The sequence below is a fragment of the Streptococcus sp. UMB1203 genome (assembly GCF_030217725.1).
Lineage (GTDB): Bacteria > Bacillota > Bacilli > Lactobacillales > Streptococcaceae > Streptococcus.
Genome location: NZ_JASOOK010000004.1, coordinates 1 through 21,721 on the forward strand (window position 1 = coordinate 1; position 21,721 = coordinate 21,721).

The 21,721-nt window shown below is 38.2% G+C and carries 6 protein-coding genes; 1 reads left to right on the forward strand and 5 read right to left on the reverse strand.

What is annotated here, in order from left to right:
* Positions 1-140: 140 nt before the first annotated feature.
* The 5 genes from QP439_RS01765 to rexB form a co-directional block, all read right to left on the reverse strand.
* Entirely contained in the window at positions 141-5,858 is a 5,718-nt protein-coding gene (locus QP439_RS01765; RefSeq protein ID WP_285387320.1) for an SIALI-17 repeat-containing surface protein, read from the reverse strand.
* Between the two features lie 42 nt (positions 5,859-5,900).
* Positions 5,901-12,314 (reverse strand): zinc metalloprotease A, encoded by a 6,414-nt coding sequence (gene zmpA / locus QP439_RS01770; protein WP_285387321.1) that lies wholly within the window; start codon positions 12,312-12,314, stop codon positions 5,901-5,903.
* Between the two features lie 243 nt (positions 12,315-12,557).
* A complete protein-coding gene (locus tag QP439_RS01775) occupies positions 12,558-13,736 on the reverse strand; it encodes a hypothetical protein (RefSeq protein WP_285387323.1) in 1,179 nt (392 codons plus the stop codon).
* A gap of 17 nt (positions 13,737-13,753) precedes the next feature.
* Complete coding sequence (gene addA, locus QP439_RS01780; protein WP_285387325.1) at positions 13,754-17,404, reverse strand: helicase-exonuclease AddAB subunit AddA; 3,651 nt, start codon at positions 17,402-17,404, stop codon at positions 13,754-13,756.
* Positions 17,401-20,676, reverse strand: coding sequence for an ATP-dependent nuclease subunit B (gene rexB / locus QP439_RS01785; RefSeq protein ID WP_285387327.1), 3,276 nt, complete (start codon positions 20,674-20,676; stop codon positions 17,401-17,403). The genes addA and rexB overlap by 4 nt, the downstream gene beginning before the upstream one ends.
* Positions 20,677-20,792: 116 nt before the next feature.
* On the opposite strand from rexB, the gene QP439_RS01790 reads away from it, so the two are divergent.
* Positions 20,793-21,602, forward strand: a complete 810-nt coding sequence (locus QP439_RS01790; protein WP_285387329.1) for a Cof-type HAD-IIB family hydrolase — start codon at positions 20,793-20,795, stop codon at positions 21,600-21,602.
* Positions 21,603-21,721 lie beyond the last annotated feature (119 nt).

Here is a 21,721-nt window from a genome sequence, read left to right on the forward strand (position 1 = left end):
CCTTTCTCGGTTTTAGCTTTTATTCAACCCACTACAGTTGACAAAGAGCCCTTTTATTCAACCCACTACAGTTGACAAAGAGCCTCAAATGATGACTTTTCATAGGGAGCAAAAAACTGCCTCCTTTATATTTTAAACATTTAAATGTCTTTTTTAAACAGTTGATTAAAGAAACCGTCTGTGTTTTTAAGAAGTGCTTTGAATACTTTGGATTTCAAATTCTCAGTATTTGAGTAGTTTCCAGCTTTCTTGAGGTCTTCTGTGACAGCTTTGTCGAATAAGGCTTTCAATTCGTTATAATTGTGAATGGTTTGTCCATCAATTGTAATCTCTGTAAATCCTTTTTCAGCTCTGGCTTTCACATCATGATACCAATGTTTCTTCCAATCTTCAAGGTTTAAGAATTGGTTGTTTGAAACTTTTTTGATAATGAAATCATCACCCAATCTACCCTGGTTTTGTTTATTAGCTTCACCTTGGTATTTGCTAGATACATATCCGATAAATCCATTTTCATAGCCAAAGTAACCCCACATACGGAAGGCATTATGCTTGAATGATAATGAACCTGGAGCACCTTTGCTTGTATTACCACCATAAATACCAGCCATCATTTGAACATTAACATATGCTGAATTAGGCGTGAAGTCCTCTGGTCGGAATATACCATTACCTGGATTATTATGTTTGGTCATTAAATTATTATCAACCAAATCATCAATACTTGCCAATGGTTTAGTTTTCTCTCCGTCATTTAGGTCACGAACTTTATCCCATTGGTGTGGAGCAGTTAAATTATTTAAGCCATCAACATGTCTATCGACTCTGTCAATTTTCTTGAACCACTTGCTATTATCACCATTTAATTTTGGAATTACAGCATCTGCTTCAACATAATCCAACATCATTAACGCTTCATTGTAGTTCTTCATGTAGCGATCAATATCTTCACGAGTTTGAAGCTTATCAGGGTTATAATTGTACCATTGATTACCATCATTTTCACGATGATAAGCCATATTCAAACCTAAAGCGCCATATTCACCGTTTCCTGTCGATTTATCAGGTGTCTGTAACATACCTTGCGCATAGGCTTCGACGTCTGTACCTTGACGGTGTCTATGACCACCGAAGTAAAGCATTCTATCATTAACGTGTGTTGTTTCGTGAGTAAAGGCTGAAATACCAAACGGACTAATCATATTTGTTCCCATGAAATAAACTTGGTCATTATTATTAGGATCTGGGAAAATAGATGCCATAGCTCCCATATTCCAGTTGGTATTATGGAATTTCCAAGTTGGTCCATATAATTCACGAATAGGTGCAATTGGTTTATTGTTCTTATCATAACCCATACGATTTACACCTTCAACGTTATGATAGTTTTGGTTATCCCAAACAGGTGTCGGAACCCTATTTTGACTCTTGAGTAATTGGTCACGTACACTTGGCAATGCTAAACGTGACCAGAAATCAAGGTAAGTTTGTTGACCTTTCGCAACATTATCAATCTCTTTCTTAAATTCGTTTCTAGCTTCTTCTGTATACTTACCATATTTCTCAAAAGAGCTATAAGCCATTGTATTGTAAGTTGAAATCAAGAACATATGTGCATTCTTAAGCGTTAATAGAGGTAGGATCATACGATTATGAACACCATTGTTCAAACCATCAAATGCACGATGACGTTTGTTAGCAAAATCAGGATTCGTTGTTTGAGGTTCTGATACATATACATTCTTAGCCGCATGGATAAACCAATCATTTAAATCAGTATCGTTAGTAAAGAGACGCATGTTGTAATCTAAGAAGCCATGTAATTCAGCTTTACCAATAGTTCCACCAATCATATCACGATAAGCATCCAAAGTTCTGTCGCCCTTGATATTTCGCTCGCTTGATCCAATTCGAATCAAGAAATCAAGAAGGTCAACTGACTTACCATAGAAGTCAGGTTTAAACATCATCAAGTTCTTGATAGTCATATCCCCATACTTGATATCATAGTAACGATTAAGGTAAGTAAGAGCCATCACGATTTTAGCTTTATTTTCATCCACCTTCTTAACAAGTGCTTTCATAGCCGCTTCGTCACTATTTAATTGATGGTCAGCATTTTCAATCAAAGATTTGACCAATTTATCAAGATTAGCTTTCGTTTCAGCAAAACTTTCTTCGAGATAAAGGTCTCGGATATAACCGTTTTTACGTTCCTCTGTATTTTCTTCAGCTCTATCCCGATTACCCATCAAGGCACGTACTTCAGGAGAAATTAATTCAACAGTCGCTAACCTACCTTTAATGTTTTGAATCAATTGATTACGATTTTTATCAACCATGTTTGGTGTATAAACAATGTCACCCAATCCATCGATACTATACTCACGAACTTGCGCTACTTTAGACTCTTTTTGATGAACAGCTTTGATTTCTTTAGTCTTATCTGCATAGTGAATCATCACATGATCAATATCTGATAAATCCGTTACAAATTGTCCGTCTTTCATTCCTGTAACTGATAACACTTCTTTTGTCAACAAGTTTGAATCTTCAGTTAGTTTATTACCTTGGTTAACAATCCACTCTTTGTTGTAGAACGGTTGAAGCTTTTCAATGTTACGATATGCTAAATCACGTTCTGTTTTGTAGTCTTGAGTTGTCTTATACTCATTTTCACGAGAAGTCAACACATTCAATTTGTTTACAACAGGATTTTTAATCTCAAAGGTGTTAGCCGTAATACCGTATCCTTCAATTTTCTTATTCGCTTCTTCTGTTTTAATAGTCTTAACGTTCTTAGAACGTTTAAAGCTTGAAGTACCTGTGCTTACACCTTCAACAACGAAATCTCTATTCAATCGATTTCCTGAAAAATAACCGTCTTCTTCGTCAATGTTCTTAGAACCATAGAAGATTTCACCTTTGGTAACTTTCATCATAGAAACGTTGTCTTCTAGTAAACCTAGAACCCAGTTCGAACTGATAAATCCACCAACTTCAACAGGATTTTGAATATCAATCGTACCTTTTGCCACAGAATGGCGAATTGAACCTTCTTTACCAACAGTGTTGTTATCCATGCCGTTATCGGTTGTTGCTGCAATACCACCAGCTTTAGCTTTATTACCTGTAATATCGGCTTCAACATAGGCTTTATCTACGTTACCTTTCCAGATTTCACCAACAATACCAGCTACTTTCCAACCTTTGTCACCGAATGAATGTATTTTACCAATGAAGGCAACGTCATTCAATTTACCACCTTTGTCGAGTTTGTTAATAATACCAGCAACATTGTTATTGCCAACAACAGAACCTGTAACTTTAACTTTTTCAACAGTAGCATTCTTAACCATATTAGCAAGAGGTGCTACATTATCAGCCCAAGGCATATTGACATCAACATTACCTAGATTAATGTTTTTAATTGAACCATTTTCAACACGATCAAATAACGGTCGAGCGATGTTATGAATCGTGTATTGCTTACCATCGACACTTGATAAATGACCTTGGAATGTCCCAGGTACATATTGTTTACCAGCAGCAGGAACATTCGTAGCATTCAAATCGGCACCGATTTTAAACGTACCTTTCATGTCCGCTCTCATCGCCTCAACCAACTCTTTAAAGTTGTAGTAAACATTATCCGTTTTTGGTACAGGTTTTTCGAGGTAGTGAATATACTGATTACGAACCTTAGTTGGGTCTGTATGTTGAATCAAATCTTGAGCAGTTGCTGTAATTTTAAAAAGTTCTTTTTCTTTTTCAGTCACCAACTCAATCTTATCAACTGCTAAACGTGTTACTTTATTATCACGACTAGTGATTTTCAAGTACATCTTCTTCACATCTTCATCTGAAGGTTTTTCAGTCATGAAATCATTAGGTGTTTCAGTACCATCGTCATTTACCTTCACTAAATTAGTAGATGCGATATTTTTAATTTCAACTTTTTTCAAATCCAAGCGAAGTGGTTTCTCTTCTAATGTTGCAGTTTCTTCTCCCTTACCACGGTCATAGGTCATAGTGGTTTCTATCTTATAGTCCTTGTAGAATTTTAAATCTTCTACCTGCTTATCTAATTGCTCTGAAGTTAAATCTACTGTTTTGACAATTTCATTTCCATCTTTAATTGTCGCAGTAATTTTATTGATCTTGACTCCATCTGTATTAACCAAATGATAAGAAAGATTTGCGGAGCGGTCTAATACATTTGTATCTGTTCGCTCCAAAGTCAAAACAGGAGCCGTTTTTTCTTTAGGCTTTTCTTTTGTACCTTTTACAAGAATTTCAGGCTTCATTTCTTTCAAAATAGTTACTGTTTCAACTGGTTCACTAATTTTTTTGCCATGTAACTCTTCATAGCTAGTAACAATTTGACGTTCGCCATCCTCACCAACTTGTTTAATAGAATCATCGCCTATAAATTTGGTAGAATCAGATTCTTCTACAGTCGTTTTAGGAATAGTCTCTGTCCGGATATCGGTATGTAGAGAAGGCAATTCTTCTCTTTCTGGTGCAACTTCTGAAACTGTAGATATTGGTTCAGTATACTCTGGAATGTTGATAACAGGTGGCTCAATCAAGTTGCCATTTTCATCTACTCCTGTTGTACCTACAGGTTCAGTATATTCTGGTTTCTCAGCATTAGGAGCATCGTCTGGAACTGTGCCTACCGGTTCAGTGTATGCTGGTTTTTCATGAACTTCCGGTTCCCCTTTATCAGTTACAATAGCTTCAGGTAATGCTGGCTGAACTTCTGGTTCTCCTTTATCAGTCACAACAGCTTCAGGTAATGATGGTTGAATTTCTGGTTCCCCTTTGTCAGTCACAACCGCTTCTGGTAACGCTGGCTGAACTTCTGGTTCCCCTTTGTCAGTCACAACCGCTTCTGGTAACGCTGGCTGAACTTCAGGTTCGCCTTTGTCAGTCACAACAGCTTCTGGTAATGCTGGCTGAACTTCAGGTTCGCCTTTTTCAATTACAACAGCCTCTGGCAATTCAGGTTGAACCTCAGGTTCTACCAAATTACCATCAACTGGTGCTGTATACTCTGGTTTTTTATAAACTTCTGGTTCAACTAAATTACCGCCAATTGGAGCTGTATGTTTAGGCTTATCTGCTTTAGGCGCCTCGTCAGGAACTGTGCCTATCGGTTCAGTATATTCTGGTTTTTCATGAACTTCAGGCTCAACCAGATTACCACCAACTGGTGCTGTATGTTCTGGATTTTCAGCCTTAGGCGCCTCGTCAGGAACCATACCCACAGGATCAGTGTACTCAGGTTTTTCAGCCTTAGGCGCTTCATTATGAACACTTTGAATTTCAGATACTGGAACATTTTTTGTCCCCTCAGATTTATGTTGAATTTCTGAGATTACATCATCATCAAGAGGTAAGTATCCAATATAACGATATCCAGCAATTTGAACTACACCTTCATTACTTGAAGCTTTCAAAGGATTGCTTATATCAAGTGCTTGCATACTAGAAAGACTAATCAGTCCGATAGTAGTAACTAAGAACACACTACTAACTTTTTTCTTTTTATGAACCAAAAGAACTAAACTACCAATAGCTAATAGACCTAAAACTGTAAGCACAGAAGTCGAGGAACCTGTTGCAGGAAGAGCTTCCTGCTGATAAATAAGAGCATAGGTTGCTTCATTATCAGTAGGAATTCCTGCTTGAATCTTAGTTTGTTCTTCTTGTGTAAGAGCGCTTTTTTCAATGTAATGATAGGTAGAAGCATGAATGATTGACGGTGCAACCAAGACACTTCCGAGTAACACCGAACCAACAATCCCACAGATTTTTCGGATCGAAAATCGCTCTTTTTTAAATAATGACAAGTGTAATCACCTTCTTTAATTTTATTTTTTTAATAGTAAACACTATTTTTTATTCTCAAAAATTGAACTTCTAAAATCATTAGTTTGATCTAGATAAGCTTTAAAGATTGCTCTCTTCAATTTATGAACTGCACTATCAGTCTCTGGATTATAGTTATCCCAATGAGTACCTTCTGCATCTTTACGGACAGCTTCATTCATTAGTTTCTGCAACTCATCTATACTACTTGTGGTTTTTGTTGCAAAGCTTGTCCACGATTTACTTGTATCCTTAAAGGTAACTTTGTTCAATTTATTGAACTTAGTTTGACGCTCTGCATACATAGCCTTTTTAAAATCACTCCAAGTGTGGTATTGACCATTAAATAATTTCTGAAGTACTAATGTATCTGTTACTAATCCTTTGGTCTTACCATATGAGGTAATCGTTTTATTATTTTCCCTAGCATCGGGTTCAAATTGATTTGAAATATATGGTACCATACCATCTTTAAATCCTTTTGCAGCTAATAATTCAAACGCCATACGACGTCCCATTAAATCACCCGGTGTTCCTTCATTATTACTTAAAGCTGCGTATATTGGTGAAAATAGTTTAATTGTATAATATCCATTTCGTTTAAAAGTATTATCGTTGTCATTTTCGTATCCTCTTCTAGTAATAACATCATTTTCAATTAGACTATCAAATGAATTTAACTTATTAAGCTCTTCAACTGTTAAGTAACGAACAACATTAGTTGCATAAACCTTACTTCCATCTGGATCTGTTTCAAATTTATTTTCTATTTTTCTCAATAACTCGTTTTTCTTATCAATCTCTAATTTAACAACTGCATTACCTTCTAGATATTCTAGCATATAAATTACATCAAACATATTATGCATATATTTTTGCAAATCTTCTGCATTATTAAATCGTTTTGTAGGATCTTTTACCTGAAGTCTAGTTGGATTTTCTGCTTCTTCATACTTCAATATAGAGTTAATCGTAATAGTAGGATCGTATGGATGATCAGGAGCTTGTAACAATCCTTTAGCATAAAACTCTGGTCCAAGTCCATTCCTTCTTCCATATCCTCCAAGATAAATTTCTCTATCTGAGTTATGCGTCATTTCGTGTGTATAAGTTACCGCACCATCTTTATCAAGCATACGATATGCCATATAGTAGAATGCATCCCCCGTAGCATATGCTCCATTAGAATTATGAACAACATTATTTCCTGCTGGACCGAAGAAGTGTTTTATTGCTGGATGATCAGTTTCAAAAGTTGCTTGGTATGTATCTTTATCTTCTTTTTCATCTGTACCAAATCTAAATGCATCATAGACTAGAACACTTCTATATAATTTTTCTTTATTTTTATCATCTAGTATTTTATACCAGTAATCATAGTGATCTCTGAATCTAGCAGCCGCTTCTCTAGCTTTTGCCTCAACATAGTCATTTAAATTATTTCCTGCTGGATGTTCTTTACTTCTATATCTATCATAAGCACCAAATCCTATAGTCGAAATGTTGGCTATAATAAACACCGATTTTTCAGGTAATGTTAATAGCGGCAAGACCATACTTGGGTATTTCCAAGATGGGCTAGTTAATCTATCATATACCCCTATAGATTGCGGAGTGCCTGCTTTTGATTGTTTATCACTTACCTCTTTAATCGTAGATTTTTCTTCTACTATATAGGCTTTAGTTTGTTCTTTAAACCACTCGTTATTGGTTTTATCTGGCACGAATGCTTGTCTATATTTTTCTAATGCATCAAATAAATTATTAGTTTTATAATTTTTCGCTAATAAAACATTATAAGTTATAACATTATTTTTCGCTAGTAAATTATTATATCCAGATTTACCTAGTTCGATAACATTATCTAACGCTGAACTATTTGATTTACCGAAGAAATCCAAGTGGTACATGATTAAATCTTTCGCTTTTGTATCACCATATTTAAAATTGTACCAACGCTCTAAGTATGTTAATCCTAGAAGTAAAGCTTCCTTATTATTTTTAATTTTTTCGATTACATAATTATCTATTGTCTTATTGTTATTTTCCACTATTGCAGCATCTGCAGTAAGTAGTTTTGTTAAACTGTCTCTCAAATCATGTTTAGTAGTATTGAATTGATCTTCTAAATATAACTCCGTTAAACTAACATCCTTAGAAACATCTAATACTTTTCTAATTGCGTCTGATTTGTATTCTACACTATTTAATGCTGGTAATACTTCATCTAAAATATTATTATAATTGCGAAGTAATGTATTCGGTGTATAAATTAAGTTTGTACCGCCTATTCTATACTCTGCTACATTTGAAAAATCATTTTGATATTCTATATTTTTTGTCTCTGATGTATTGTCCGCGTAATATAGTAATAGTTTATTTATACTTGATTTGTATTTGTTAATATCACTAATTACTTCATTATCTTTCATTGGAACAACTGATAATAATTCTTTATTATAAAGATTACTACTTGACTCTACTAAATTCCCGTACTTAACTATTGTTTCTCTATTATAGAACGGTAATAGTTTTTCTATATTTTTATATACTTTTTCTTTTGATGAATCAGCATTCTCAAGATTTCTATAGTCAGTTACATATCTAGAAGATAAATTAAAGTCTTCTGTTTTAATAGTATTCTTAGTCGCAAAAGCAGCTTTTTTCTCTCTAATATGTGCGTCTTCTAATACCTCTCCTCTTTGAACAACAGAATCCTTAGTTAAGATTTCATCATCTTCTGGTACTACGTTCACAACCTTATTATTTTTGTTGCTATAAACAGAAGTTGCTTTCATCCTAGTAAAGTCTTTACCAGTTATAGCATTACCGTTCGTAATATCAACATCACTTAGTACATTTAATAGTTTTCCAGATTTTTCTAAACCATCCACTGGATCCCAAAGGTCTCCAACTACACCACCTACATAAGCAAAAGGTTTAACATTATTTAGTTTCCCTTCAGCATAACTACTGCTTATCACAGCATTATCAATTACTGCACCAGCTATTCCGCCAATAGACTGATCACCTTGCGTTGCATTCGTCGCCATATCGATAGATGCAATCGACTTATCTATTAATGCTCCCGAACCTGAAAGTTTACCTACTAAACCTCCAATCTGATAACTAGCTACTGTTTTATATGTATTAGTTATTCTACCTGTATAGCTACTGTTAGAAATAGTAGAATTATTAACTTGTGATACTAATCCTCCTATTCCACGTTCACCAGCTATTGCTCCAGCAGCATGAACATTATCAATATGGGTATTGCTATTCGCTTCTTTTGCAAGTGTTGCAGTATCATCTTTTGCAGAAATATTAGCATCTTTTAGTGAAAGGTTTTCTACTGTAGCACCATTTAATCCCCCAAATAATGGTTTTTTCAAATTATAAATAGCGTAATACTTATTACTATTTTGACCTATTAGTGTACCGTGGAATTCATTTTTCACATAACTTTCTTGACCATCTGGAAGTTCGACTTCACGAGCATCCATAGTTGCTCCTAAACGGAATGTACCATTAGGATTGCTATTCATTGCATCTACTAAATTTTTAAATGATGTATAGACACCAGTTTCACTTTGCTGAGTTTTTGGTAAATAGTAAGTATAATTTTCTAATACATTATTATTTTCATGATGTATCAGATTATTTGCACTTGCTACTATTTTATAAACATCTCTATTATCTTTATTAGCATTAGTAATGCTTGTAACTGGTAGCATCACATCTTTAAAGTTCTCTGATTTAACTTTCATGAAGTAATTTTGTGGGTCATTTGGTGCAGAATCTAATGAAGTTACATGACGATACTTATCACCTTCTTTTGAATATAGTTCTACAGAAGATATATTTCTAAGCTCTAATTTCTTATTAACGTCTTCTTCTTTAACATCGTCTTTTTTCTCATCTTTATGACGTTCTAGTGCATCATATGTCGGAGTAATTTCTTTACCATTTATAATACTTCTAATCCAGTCTAATTGTGTTGGAGATAATATTAATCCTCCTGAACGGTTCTTAGCACCATTTTGGTGGACACCAATAACTTCACCATTAGCATTAAATATTCCTCCACCACTCATACCAGGTTTTCCACCTTGATATTGAACACCGTAGGTATTATTCGCATATTTTTGCTCCATTTCTACTGTAGCATCTTTTAAGTGCGTATATTCCCCACCTGGATATCCATGAACATTTAGTTTGTCATTAAGATTTACTTTAGTATAATTTTTAACTAATTCTACATGTTCTCTGCCAGTTGTTTCAGGTAGCTTAACCACTGCTAAATCATAGATAAATCCTTTTGGATAATCTTTTTGATTATAAAAATGAATATCCTTAGCAGTAAATCTTCCTTTTCGCCCATCGGGAGTTACCCATTCATATGTATTTTTGGTTTCATCCCCTATGAATTTACCTGTAGTATTATCAGAAGAATTATTAATGAAATTATGAGCTACTGTTAAAAGTACATTTGGTGCAATAAAAGTAGCTGATCCCACTCCAGTTCCCTTCGTCGAATCTGTAATAAAGGTCATATTAATTAACGCACTAGATTTTTTCTGAATACTCATTTCTTCTGGTGTATTAGTATTTTCATTATTTGGTTTAGTCTCTTCTGTACTTGGTTGTTCAATACTTCCAGAATACTCTCTAGTTGGCTCTACTTTCTCCGGCTCTACTAACGCTCCAGCTTGTATACCCGTATATTCTCTCGGAGCTTCCACTTTCTCAGGCTCTGCTATTGCTCCAGCCTGTACTCCTGTGTATTCAGGTAGCGGTGTTACCTGCTCTGGCTCGACTATTGCTCCAGCTTGTATCCCTGTATATTCTCTTGGCGCTTCTACTTTTTCTGGTTCTACTAACGCTCCAGCTTGTACTCCTGTGTATTCTGGAAGTGGGGCTACCTGTTCAGATTCACCTTTATCACCTACTACCGCTTCTGGTAAAGCTGGTTGAATTGCAGGTTCGCCTTTTCCCGTGACTAAAGCTTCTGGTAACTCTGGCTGAATTGCTGGTTTGTCTTTATCGCTTACAACTGCTTCCGGTAAAGCTGGTTGAATTGCAGGTACGCCTTTGTCACTTACTACAGCTTCGGGTAACGCTGGCTGGACTGCAGGCTCACCTTTGTCGGTTACTACAGCTGCTGGTAGTTCAGGCTGAATTGCGGGTTCAACAATAGCTCCAGACTGTACTTCCTTATGTTCTGCATCAGTCTCAGGTTGTTCCTTTATAACTTGAGCTTTTTTAGTACCTTTTTCGACTATTCTTGTAACAGGCGCAGTCGTTGAAGTTGAAACAATTTCTCGAGAAACTTCTTCCTTGTTTACAGAGAATATTCTTATGATTTCAACTTTCTTACCTAATTTACCTTCTTGTTTGACTCTTACAGTTCCTTCGGCTAAATCAGGATTTTCTTGAATTTCTTCTTGAAAATCTATTTTTGTTTCTATAGTTTCGTCACGATATAAGAGTTCAGGTTTATTCAACTGACCTGATAGAACTTCATCCTGTGGATTTAATGTATTTACCCCAGTCTTTTCTTTTGGAGAAACTTTCTCGTCTTTCTTCGTCTCTAGATTCTTGTGTTCTGCCAACTGTGCTTGAGAATCTGAAGATTGTTTCTCTTCTTTTCTTGGATTCGTTAATTCTGTAGAAAGAGGTTTTTCAACTACTTGAACTTCTGTCGGCTTAGTTGAAGAAACAGGTGTTTGTTCCTGAATAGCTTGTACTGTTGATGGATTCTCTACAAAATTCGGTGTAACACTATATTCCACCTTTTGTTGTTTTGTAGGAGTGGCTACGGATTTCTCTTGATTATTTACTTTAGACTCAGAAGTCGTTTTTCCCTCTTTGATATATCCAATATATGTGTAACCTGAAATGTCTTTAGGAAGAGGCAATTTTTCTCCAGAAGTCAATTCATAGTCCGTATTGTAATTTAGCAAAAGATTATTTTCTAAAGCATGAGCGGATACAAGAACACCGTTTCCTATTCCTGCAACCAATACTAAATGTAATGCCGTTTTATTCTTAACTTTTTTCTTAGAAACGGCAAAAATTAAAATTCCCAGAGCAGCTAAGCTAGCACCAGTAACTAGGGCTTGCATCTCATTCTTGCTTCCAGTATTTGGCAATTCTCCCAATTGATTTTGGGAATTTAATTTATAAACAAGATAATAAGTCTCATCATCATTCTCCGTGTATGTCGGAATATCATAGACAAGTTGCTTCTTTTCATCTGATGATAGCTCTGACTCTGTCACATATTTATAGTGAACACCTTTAGTCTCTTGAGCCTCTACAGATGAACTACCTAATACAGACATAAAAAACAAACTTGAAATCGTAGCAGATACAAGTCCTACTGATAATTTTCTAAATGAAAAACGCTGCTGTTTTTCACCAAAATACTTTTCCATGATTCCTCCTTGAAATAAAATTTATATTTATGTTACGAAGGCCTTTAATATATTAGTGTATTATCTATAAAAAAGGCACCACACTTTAATTATACTCTTAATTTACCAAAAAGTCTTAAAATTGCGTTACGTTTTCATACTTTGTTTTATATATAAAATACGAAGGAGCAGGGTTTGCCATTTCCTATTTTCTCTTTTTGGATAAAATGTAACCTACCATGGAATTTCCACGGTAGGTGTTACTTATATCACTAATCGTTCTAAAAATGGTTTGAGGCAGTTGAGGAGAATTCCTTCTATCCAGCTTTCTTGTGCTGAGGATAGATGTTCTGACTGGAGACTTTCTTTTAGAAAATCTCGGACTTGTTCTGGTGCGATTTCAAACTCAAAAGCTTTCATTTTATAGAAAAAGTCGAGCAGATGATCTGACAGATATTCAGTTGAAAAGGGAACTTCTCCACTTTTTCGATATTCTAATAAGAGTCGAGCAAATCTGGCTTTTTCTTCAGGAAGCTCACGAAAATAGGAATTGAGGAGCCAGGTCTGCTTCTGTTTTCTTTCAATTGGATCCTGACTGGCAATTCGTTGGTCTTTTTCCAACTCTTTTTGGTATTGTTTGGCCTTGATAGCCCGTTCTGTCCGATTTTTACCAAAAAGAATTTTCTCCCACTTGCGTTCTTCTTGAGTTAGGGTCTCTGTAAAGCCAAAGTAATCTTGATAGGCACGTTCCGCTGGGCCCATGGCTAGAACTAGATTGTCTGCATATTGTTTGGCGATTTTATCCCTCTTCCTGCGCTCTTTCTCTGCCTGGATACGGAGTTCTTGTTCGTAGTCAATTTTCTCCTTGCCTAGCTTGACAAGGTAGAGTTGGTCATCTGATTTGCCAAGTAAAAAGGGTTTGATGCATTTTTCAAGGACTTCTTCCATCCGAGCCTTTTTCTTTGGCTCTGCCTTGGTCCAACTTCCTCCTTGAAAGACTTCTAGGAAGAGCTGGTAGTCTCTCTCAGGTGAGAACTGATTACCACGATTGGGTTTAAAAACACCTTTTTCCCAGAGCCACTTTAGAAGACGCTCGTCAAAGTCACTTTTATTGACCTTGATTTTCTCCTTTTTCTGGGCTTTTCTGGTCAGATTTTCAACCTTTCTGAGCAGTTTTTCTTCCTCTTCCAGTTGCTGGTCAAGGGTCAATCGATGAAAATGACGAACACAGTCGCTACCAATCGGAAAGAGGCGTTGACCTGTGACGCCGTTAAAGAGTTCGTAAGCGTACTTGATGGCATTTCCACAGACACAATTGCTACGGCCGATACCGTTAAAAATCAAGGAAACTTCATTCCATTCCTTGGTAGCTTGTTCCCAAGTATCAGCTTTTGAAGCCTGTAAAACCGCATCATGTAGGGATTTTCTAACTGGAAGTGTCATGAGGTCTCCTTTCTAGATTATACTTTTACAACTTGAACCTCATCTTTACCGAGTAAAATCAAGTATTTTTCAATATTTTCAATCGAATAGGCTCGAGATAAAGCCTCTCCGTATAGGGCTAACTGACCACGATAACGGTCTATGAGTTGACTTGGTTCATCATAGCGGTCTGTCTTATAGTCGAACAGAACAATTCTGTCCTCGTAAAGCAGATAGCCATCAAGGATACCACGGACAACAAAGTCTTCCTGACTCTTTTGGTCTCGTTTGAGCATGGAGAAAGGTTGCTCGCGATAAAGATGGTTGGTATTAGAGAGAATTTCCTGACCGAGTGCTGTGTCAAAGAATGCAAGAATTTTAGCAAGATTGATCTTGTCTCTAACAGCTGGACTGGTTTGAACTTGTTTGAGAGTTTCTGTCAGGCTAGCAAGGGTTGGTTGCTGGCTGAGATCCATTCTCTGCATGAGTTCGTGGGTGGCACTACCAATTTCAGCTCCTGTTACCTTTTCTTTGGTTGAAAAATCTGGCAAATCAAAGTTGATTTTCTTGTCTACTGACTGGCCTTGACCTGCAATCTCGACCCCCTCCATATCCATAACTGGTTCGTAGAATTTTTTAATTTGACTTGGGGTCTGAACACTAGGAAGTTCAATGGCTGAACGGTGAAGAGTATTATATACTTCCACTTCTTTCAGCATTTCAAGAGCTTCTTTAATAGTTTCAGACTGGCGATTGTCTGTTTGGGAGCTATCTTGTAGAAGGCTTTTGTTTTCCAACTCTCCGATAGCTTCTTTAGTCAGCTGATCTTCTCCAACAAAACGATAACTAAAGTTGAGATTGTCTTTGGCAAACACTTTGCTGATAGCCCAAAGCCAATCTTGGAAATTCTTGGCTTGAAGTCTAGTATTGCTATTTAGTTTTCCATTTTTAGCTGCTGGATATTCCTTGGCTTCCAGTTTTTCACGAGAACCCTTACCGACAAGATAGAGCTTTTTCTCAGCCCTCGTCATGGCAACATACAGTAGACGTATCTGCTCTGAATAGCTTGCCAGCTGCAGTTCTTCCTCATTCTGTCTATAGGTCAGGCTAGGAATGGAGAGTTTGATGGTTTTAGGATAGTAAGCTTCCACTGCTCCTGTATCCATCTTGGCAATATACTTGACACCAAGACCATTCTGACGGCTGAGAATGACTTCTGACATAGAGTCTTGCTTGTTAAAGTCTTGATCCATATTGAGAATAAAGACGTAAGGAAACTCCAGCCCTTTACTCTTGTGGATGGTCATGAGCTCTACTGCATCTTTTGGCGGTGCGACAGCCACGCTTGCCAAATCGTGCTGAGCTTCTAAAACTTGGTCAATCATACGAATAAAACGCGACAAGCCTTTGAAATTGCTCTTTTCAAACTGGTCAGCTCGCAGTGCTAGGGCATAGAGATTTGCCTGTCTAGCAGGACCATTTGGCAAAGCTCCAACATAATCATAATAAAAGCGGTCGTTGTAAATCTTCCAAATCAAGTCATAGAGGGAGTGCGTTTTGGTATACAAGCGCCAAGAAGCCAAGATATCCATGAATTGCTTTAGTTTCTCAGCTAGAGATGTGTGAATCAAGCCTTTTTGACTACTTGCCAGTTTTTGTGCATTGACCAGTTTCTCATAGAGATTTTCTTGGACTTTATCCTCTGCTTTCTGAAGGGACAAACGTGCTAGCTCATCCTCGTCAAAGCCAAACATAGGAGACTTCATAAGGGCAACCAAGGCATAGTCTTGAAGAGGATTGTGAATAACACGAAGGGTGTCTAGCATGACTTGTACTTCTAGAGATTGGAGATAGTTGTTTTGCTCTCCGTCGGTTTTGACAGGAATTCCGTACTCAGACAGGGCGAGGAGAATCTGGTCATTACGACTGCGACTGGAGGTCAGAAGGGCGATTTCTTTAAAGGCAACACCTTGTTCCTTATGGAGTTTAAGGATTTCCTTGATAACTAAGCGCATTTCACCTGTTAGTTTCGTTTCTGTTTGACTCTCTTCTTCCTCACCTGTATCGTCCTTGTCATAGAGGAGAAATTCTGCCTTGTTTTCTGGATTAGGAGTCAGTTTGGTATTGGCAAAGACAAGCTGGTGCATGTTATCATAGTTGATTTCGCCAACCTCTTGGTCCATAAGTCGTGCAAAAACATCATTGGTTGCTGACAGCACTTCTGAACTACTACGGAAATTTTCTTTGAGGAGAATGAGCTTGCCCTCTTTTGGATTTTGCACATAGCGTTGAAATTTTTCATTAAAAATCTGCGGATCTGCCTGACGGAAACGATAGATAGATTGCTTGATATCCCCCACCATAAAGCGATTGTGGCCATTAGAAAGTAATTCCAGCATCCGTTCTTGAATATGGTTGGTATCCTGATACTCATCGACCATAACTTCGTGGAAGCGCTCCTGATAAGCCTCACGAACTTGTGGGAAATTCTCTAAAATCTCAATGGTATAATGGCTAATATCAGCGAATTCAAAGGCATTTTCCTGACGTTTACGTTCACGATAGGCCTCTACAAAATCACTCATGAAAGATTGGAAGGTCTTAGCTAGTTTCCAAGTGTCTCCATGATAACGTTCTTGATAGTCGAGAATGGTTATCTGGTCTGCTAGTTGTCCTAGTTTTGCAATCTGGGATTTTCTTTCTTCATTGTAGGCATCGGCCAGTGGCTTCAAATCAGCCTTGCGACTGGCATTGGTCAGAGCTCGACCGTTTTTCTCTTTCGAAATTGCGACAATACGCGCAAGCACTGCTTGATAAGCCTGACTATCGGACTCCTGATTTAGGGAGCCAATTTCATCCAGAATCAGCTGAACATTTTCTAAATAGGCTGCCTTTGGAAACTCCTTGGCATCATTATCCAGATGATAACGGAAGAAACTTTCCAAGTCCCAAAGGGCTTGCTGGATTTTCTCAGTCAGTTTTTCTTTTTCACTGGTAAAATCAGCTTTTTCAAAGCCTTTGAGAAAAGATTCACTTAACCATTTCTGAGGATTACTGGTGGATTGGAGAAAGTCATAAATTTTATAGACTTGCTGGCGCAGACCCCGTTCATCTTTTCCACGTCCAGCAAAGTTTTTTAGCAAACGACTAAACTTTGCTTTCTGTATTCCTTGGTAATGGGCTTCAAAGACCTCATGGAAGACTTCGTTTTTTAGAAGAAGTTGCTCGCTTTGGTTTTGTAAAATACGGAAATTAGGCGCAATATCAAGCAAATAGCCATGTTTACCAAGGAATTTTTGTGTAAAAGAGTCCATGGTACCAATAGCCGCGTTGGGTAGGTCTGCCAACTGGCGACCCAAGTGTTGTTTGAGGTCAACGTCATCGCTTTCTTGGATTTGTTGGCTGATTTTTTTCTCCAAACGTTCTTTAAGTTCAGTCGCAGCCTTGACGGTAAAGGTTGAGATAAAGAGTTGAGAAATTTCGACACCACGCGCTAATTGGTCCAGAATACGCTCGGCCATGACAAAAGTCTTTCCAGAACCAGCCGATGCTGAAACGAGGATATTCTGACCAGAAGTGTAGATGGCTTCGATTTGCTCGGCAGTTTTCTTCTGTTCCTTGCTCGAACTCGCTTCTGCTTCTTGCAAGTTTTGAATTTCCTCCTCAGTTAAAAAGGGAATAGGCTTCATCGATTCAACTCCTCTCTTATTTTTTCAAACCAAGCTTGCTTGAGTTTTTCTCCGACCAGACGCTTGCCGTCAGCCAAGTCTAACTTCTCTAGGAAACGGGCTTGGCCCAAGTGGTAATTGGCTTCAAATCCTGTGATGGCTTGATGTTGCTGAACATACGGTGCAATATTTCTGCCATTTTCAGTATAAGGGTTAATGGCGAACTGACCTTCTAAAATTTTCTCAGCTGCTTTCTTGTAAAGATGGGCATTGTAGTCCAGTAGGAGCTGGAATTCCTCGTCTGTCAGCTGATTGGCCTTGTTTTTATTGTAAAATTCGCCTAAATGACTACTTTCTTTCTCTAAAAAGAGGCCTTGGTATTTCATTGACTTGCTGGCTTCTACTACCGCTCCTGCCAAACTCTTAACGGTCAAGAGAGATTGGACTGGTTCAGCCATTTCTAAGTACATGGCTCCGAAAAAGTTCTGTTCCCCTTGTCTTTTTAAGGCAGCTAGATAGGTTGGCAACTGGGAATTGAGCCCATTAAAGAAATGAGGAAACTGGAACTGAGTTAGACTAGACTTGTAGTCTACTACTCCTATCGCCCCATCAGCTTTCAATCGATCAATGCGGTCAACCTTACCTCGTACAAAGACACTGCGCCCATTATCCAATTGAATAAAGGCTTGCTCTTTCCCACCGAAATTTGCTTCTTCTTTGATGGTTTCGATGGCTGGATTATGGCGGAGAATGTGACCAGTCGTCCGCGCAACATCAAGCAGAACTTCCTTGGTAAACTGGGCTTCCAAACTTTCTTGATATATAGCTTCAAATTCCCGTTCCTGACTGGTTTCGTGGATAGCTTGTTCCAAACGTTGGTCAAAGGAATCTTCGTCAGGCAACTGCAAGGCACGTTCAAATATACGGTGCAAGAAATTTCCGTGACTACGAGCATCCGGACGTAGGCGCAATTCCTCCTGCAAGCCTAACACGTAGCGGAGGAAATAACTGTATTGGTTCCGGTAAAACTCCGTCAAACCAGATGTAGACAGGTAAAATTCCTGTTCAGCAGGATAGAGAGCCTGTAAGGTGTCCTTGGTCAACTGCTTACTGCTTGGGCTGGTTGGAAGGGCTGGATTTTCCAGACCTTGCTGGTCTAGTTTTTTACCCATGACACGCGCCAGAACCTTAATAAATGTCAAATCTTGCTCAGTCTCACTCATCTCGCCCTGCTGGTGATAGGCAACCAGACTAGACAAAAGACTGTGATAGGACCCCATATCTTCCTTAGACAGCCCTTTGTGATTCTTCCTCTTCTCTTTCCGACTAAATCCAAAATGGACCAGCTCTTGAAGATAGGCAGATTCTTTGCTTTCGCTTTCATTAAAAAGGCTTGGAGCCGACAAAACTAACTGCTTACGGGCAGAATTAACCAAGGAAAGCATAGTATAGCGATTTTTCTTGAGATTTTCACTGCTAGCAATCAGCAATTGCGCCCCATCTTCTGTCGCTTGGTTTAGGCTCTGTCTCTCTTCATCTGTCAAAAGACTGGTGTTTTGAGAAATTTTTGGTAAATTGTCCTGAGTTAGACCAATGGCGTAGACAAAGTCAGCAGTCAGTGGTGCAATCAAATCGTAACTCTGCACCAGAACTGTGTCTACTGTTGCTGGAATAGTACGATACTGAGATAGGCTCATACCGGAATGAAGCAAGGACAAGAAGTCCTCCAGACTAATTTGTGAACCAGCAAAAACAGTCGCAAATTGTTCTAAAACATGACAGAATGCCTTCCAAACTTCGGCTTGTCTTTCCTGTTCAAGAGCTTCCATTCTAGCTGTCAAATTTTGCAGTTGCTTGGTCACCGCTCCTTCTTTTAGAAAGCTATTCCACTTTTGCAAGAGATTTTCAGCCTTCTGCTTTCGGCTGGTAAAGAGAGTCTCAAGAGGGGTTAAAATACGCAAACGAAGAGCATTTAAACGTTCCAAATCAAACTTTCCATGGTGGGACTTGGTGAAGGTTTGCTGAAAGGCTGGCAAGCCATTGATGCCAAGATAGCGTATATATTGCTCAAAAGCATCAATATCCGCCTGACTAAGGTCGGTATACAAACCAGTTCTGAGAAGATTAATCAAATCTTCCTGACGGAAACGATAGCGTTTTAAAGCCAATATAGACTCGACAAACTGTGTCAAGGGATGATGCGCCATAGCTTCGCTTCTACCAAGATAAAAAGGAATCTGATACTGGTCAAAAATAGTTTTCAGCGATAACTGGTAAGAAGCCACATCACCCAAGAGAATACGAAAATGCTTGTAGCTCAGGTCTGGATTGGCATGTAATTTCTGACGGATGCTACGGGCTACTAGCTCCAACTCCTCCTTTTGCGTCAAGCAAGACCAGATTTGTAAGTTTTCACGGTCTTTCTCATCGACATCCAAAGCGAGTTCTGAAAAGTCATAAGAAGACTCCAGCAAACGAGAGGCCTTGTCAAAACTATCCATCTGCTCATGAGTTTGAGAACAATCCAGAGCAGGAGTTTGGTATTTAGAGGCTAGATAATGGAGAAACTCCACACTGGCTTGGTAGAGATTGCCTTCAGCGAATGGACTGGTATAAGCTTTCTTACTAGCATAAACCCCAATGACAACCTCAACACCCTTGCCATGAAGTAGGTCCACAATTCGCTCTTCCTCAGCAGAAAAACGGGTAAATCCATCAATAACCAAGGCGATTTGAGTAAAATCACTACTTACCTTGTCATTCTCAATAGCCTCAATCAAATGGGATAACTGACTTCCCTGAGCTAACTGCCCTTGGTTAAGATAGGCCGTTACTTTCTCAAAAATCAAGAGTAAATCGGCCCTCTTGTCCTCATCTGTCAAACTCTCCAAGTCCAAAAAACTCATCTGAGCTTTGGTCATCTCGTGATAAAGATCAATCAACTGCTGGATAAATTGAGGATCCTGCTTGATGGCACCGTATACTCGTAAGTCTTTGGGATCAAGTTCGGCAAGGCATTTGTAAAAGACCATCCCAAGACCGATGTCATCTAGACTGGTTTTGGCAGGCAAATCATTCAAAATCAGGTAACGAGCCATCTGCGCAAAGCGCGTGACGGTAATCGCAAAAGAAGCCTGCTGGGACAAGCATTCCAGCACGGCACGTTCCTTTTCAAAAGAAAGAGAGTTAGGAGCGATATAGAAGATCCGCTTACCAGCAGCAACTAGCTCTTCTGCCTCTCTGGTTAGAATTTCTGTCAAAGAAGTCCGAATATCAGTATAAAGTAATTTCATCTCTGCCTCGTTGCAATTTTCATTACCTTTTATTATACCATGATTAGCCCAAAGATTCCTCCTCCTTTCCTCTAAAATATGCTATAATAATAACAAAAGATAAAGAAGGAAGTCTTATGATTAAACTACTAGCCTTGGATATGGACGGAACCCTCCTCAATGAAGACAAGGAAATCCCACAAGCTCACATTACTGCTATTCACCAAGCTATTGAAAAAGGTGTCAAACTGGTTCTCTGTACGGGTCGCCCGCTTTTCGGCGTCCTTCCCTACTATAAAAAACTGGGACTTGACCTCCAGAACGAATATGTCATTGTTAACAACGGTTGTTCAACTCACCAGACCAGCGACTGGGGACTAGTTGACTGGCAAGAACTTAGTCCAGCTGACATTGAATACCTCTATGACCTAGCTGAAAAAAGCGATGTTCAGTTGACTCTTTTTGATGAGGAACATTATTTTGTCCTCGGTGGTAAACCAAATCAAATCATTGAAAATGATGCTAAACTAGTCTTTTCAGACCTGACTGAAATTTCCCTTGAGGAAGCGACTAGTGGTAAGTACCGGATGTTCCAAGGGATGTTTTTGGGTACAAAAGAGCAAACTGATGATTTTGAAGAGCGTTTTTCTGAAGAGCTTTGCCAACGTTTTAGTGGAGTTCGTTCGCAGCCTGTCATTTATGAAGCTATGCCACTTGGAACGACAAAGGCTACTGCTCTTTCACGACTAGCTGAGATTTTGAAGATTGATTCCTCAGAAATTATGGCCATGGGCGATGCCAATAACGATATCGAAATGCTCCAGTTTGCAGGGCTTGGGATTGCAATGGGAAATGCCAGCGATTATGTCAAATCTCTTGCGGATGCCGTTACAGCCAGCAACGAAGAAGACGGCGTTGCGCGTGCCATTGAGAAATATATTTTATAATTAAGAAGCCCAGTTCATGTCAACTGGGTTTTGATATTTAAGAATTCCTAAAACTTTAGAAACTCTTTAGAAATGCTTGAGCTTTCTTTGATTTCTATGCTTTATACTAAAGTTAACAA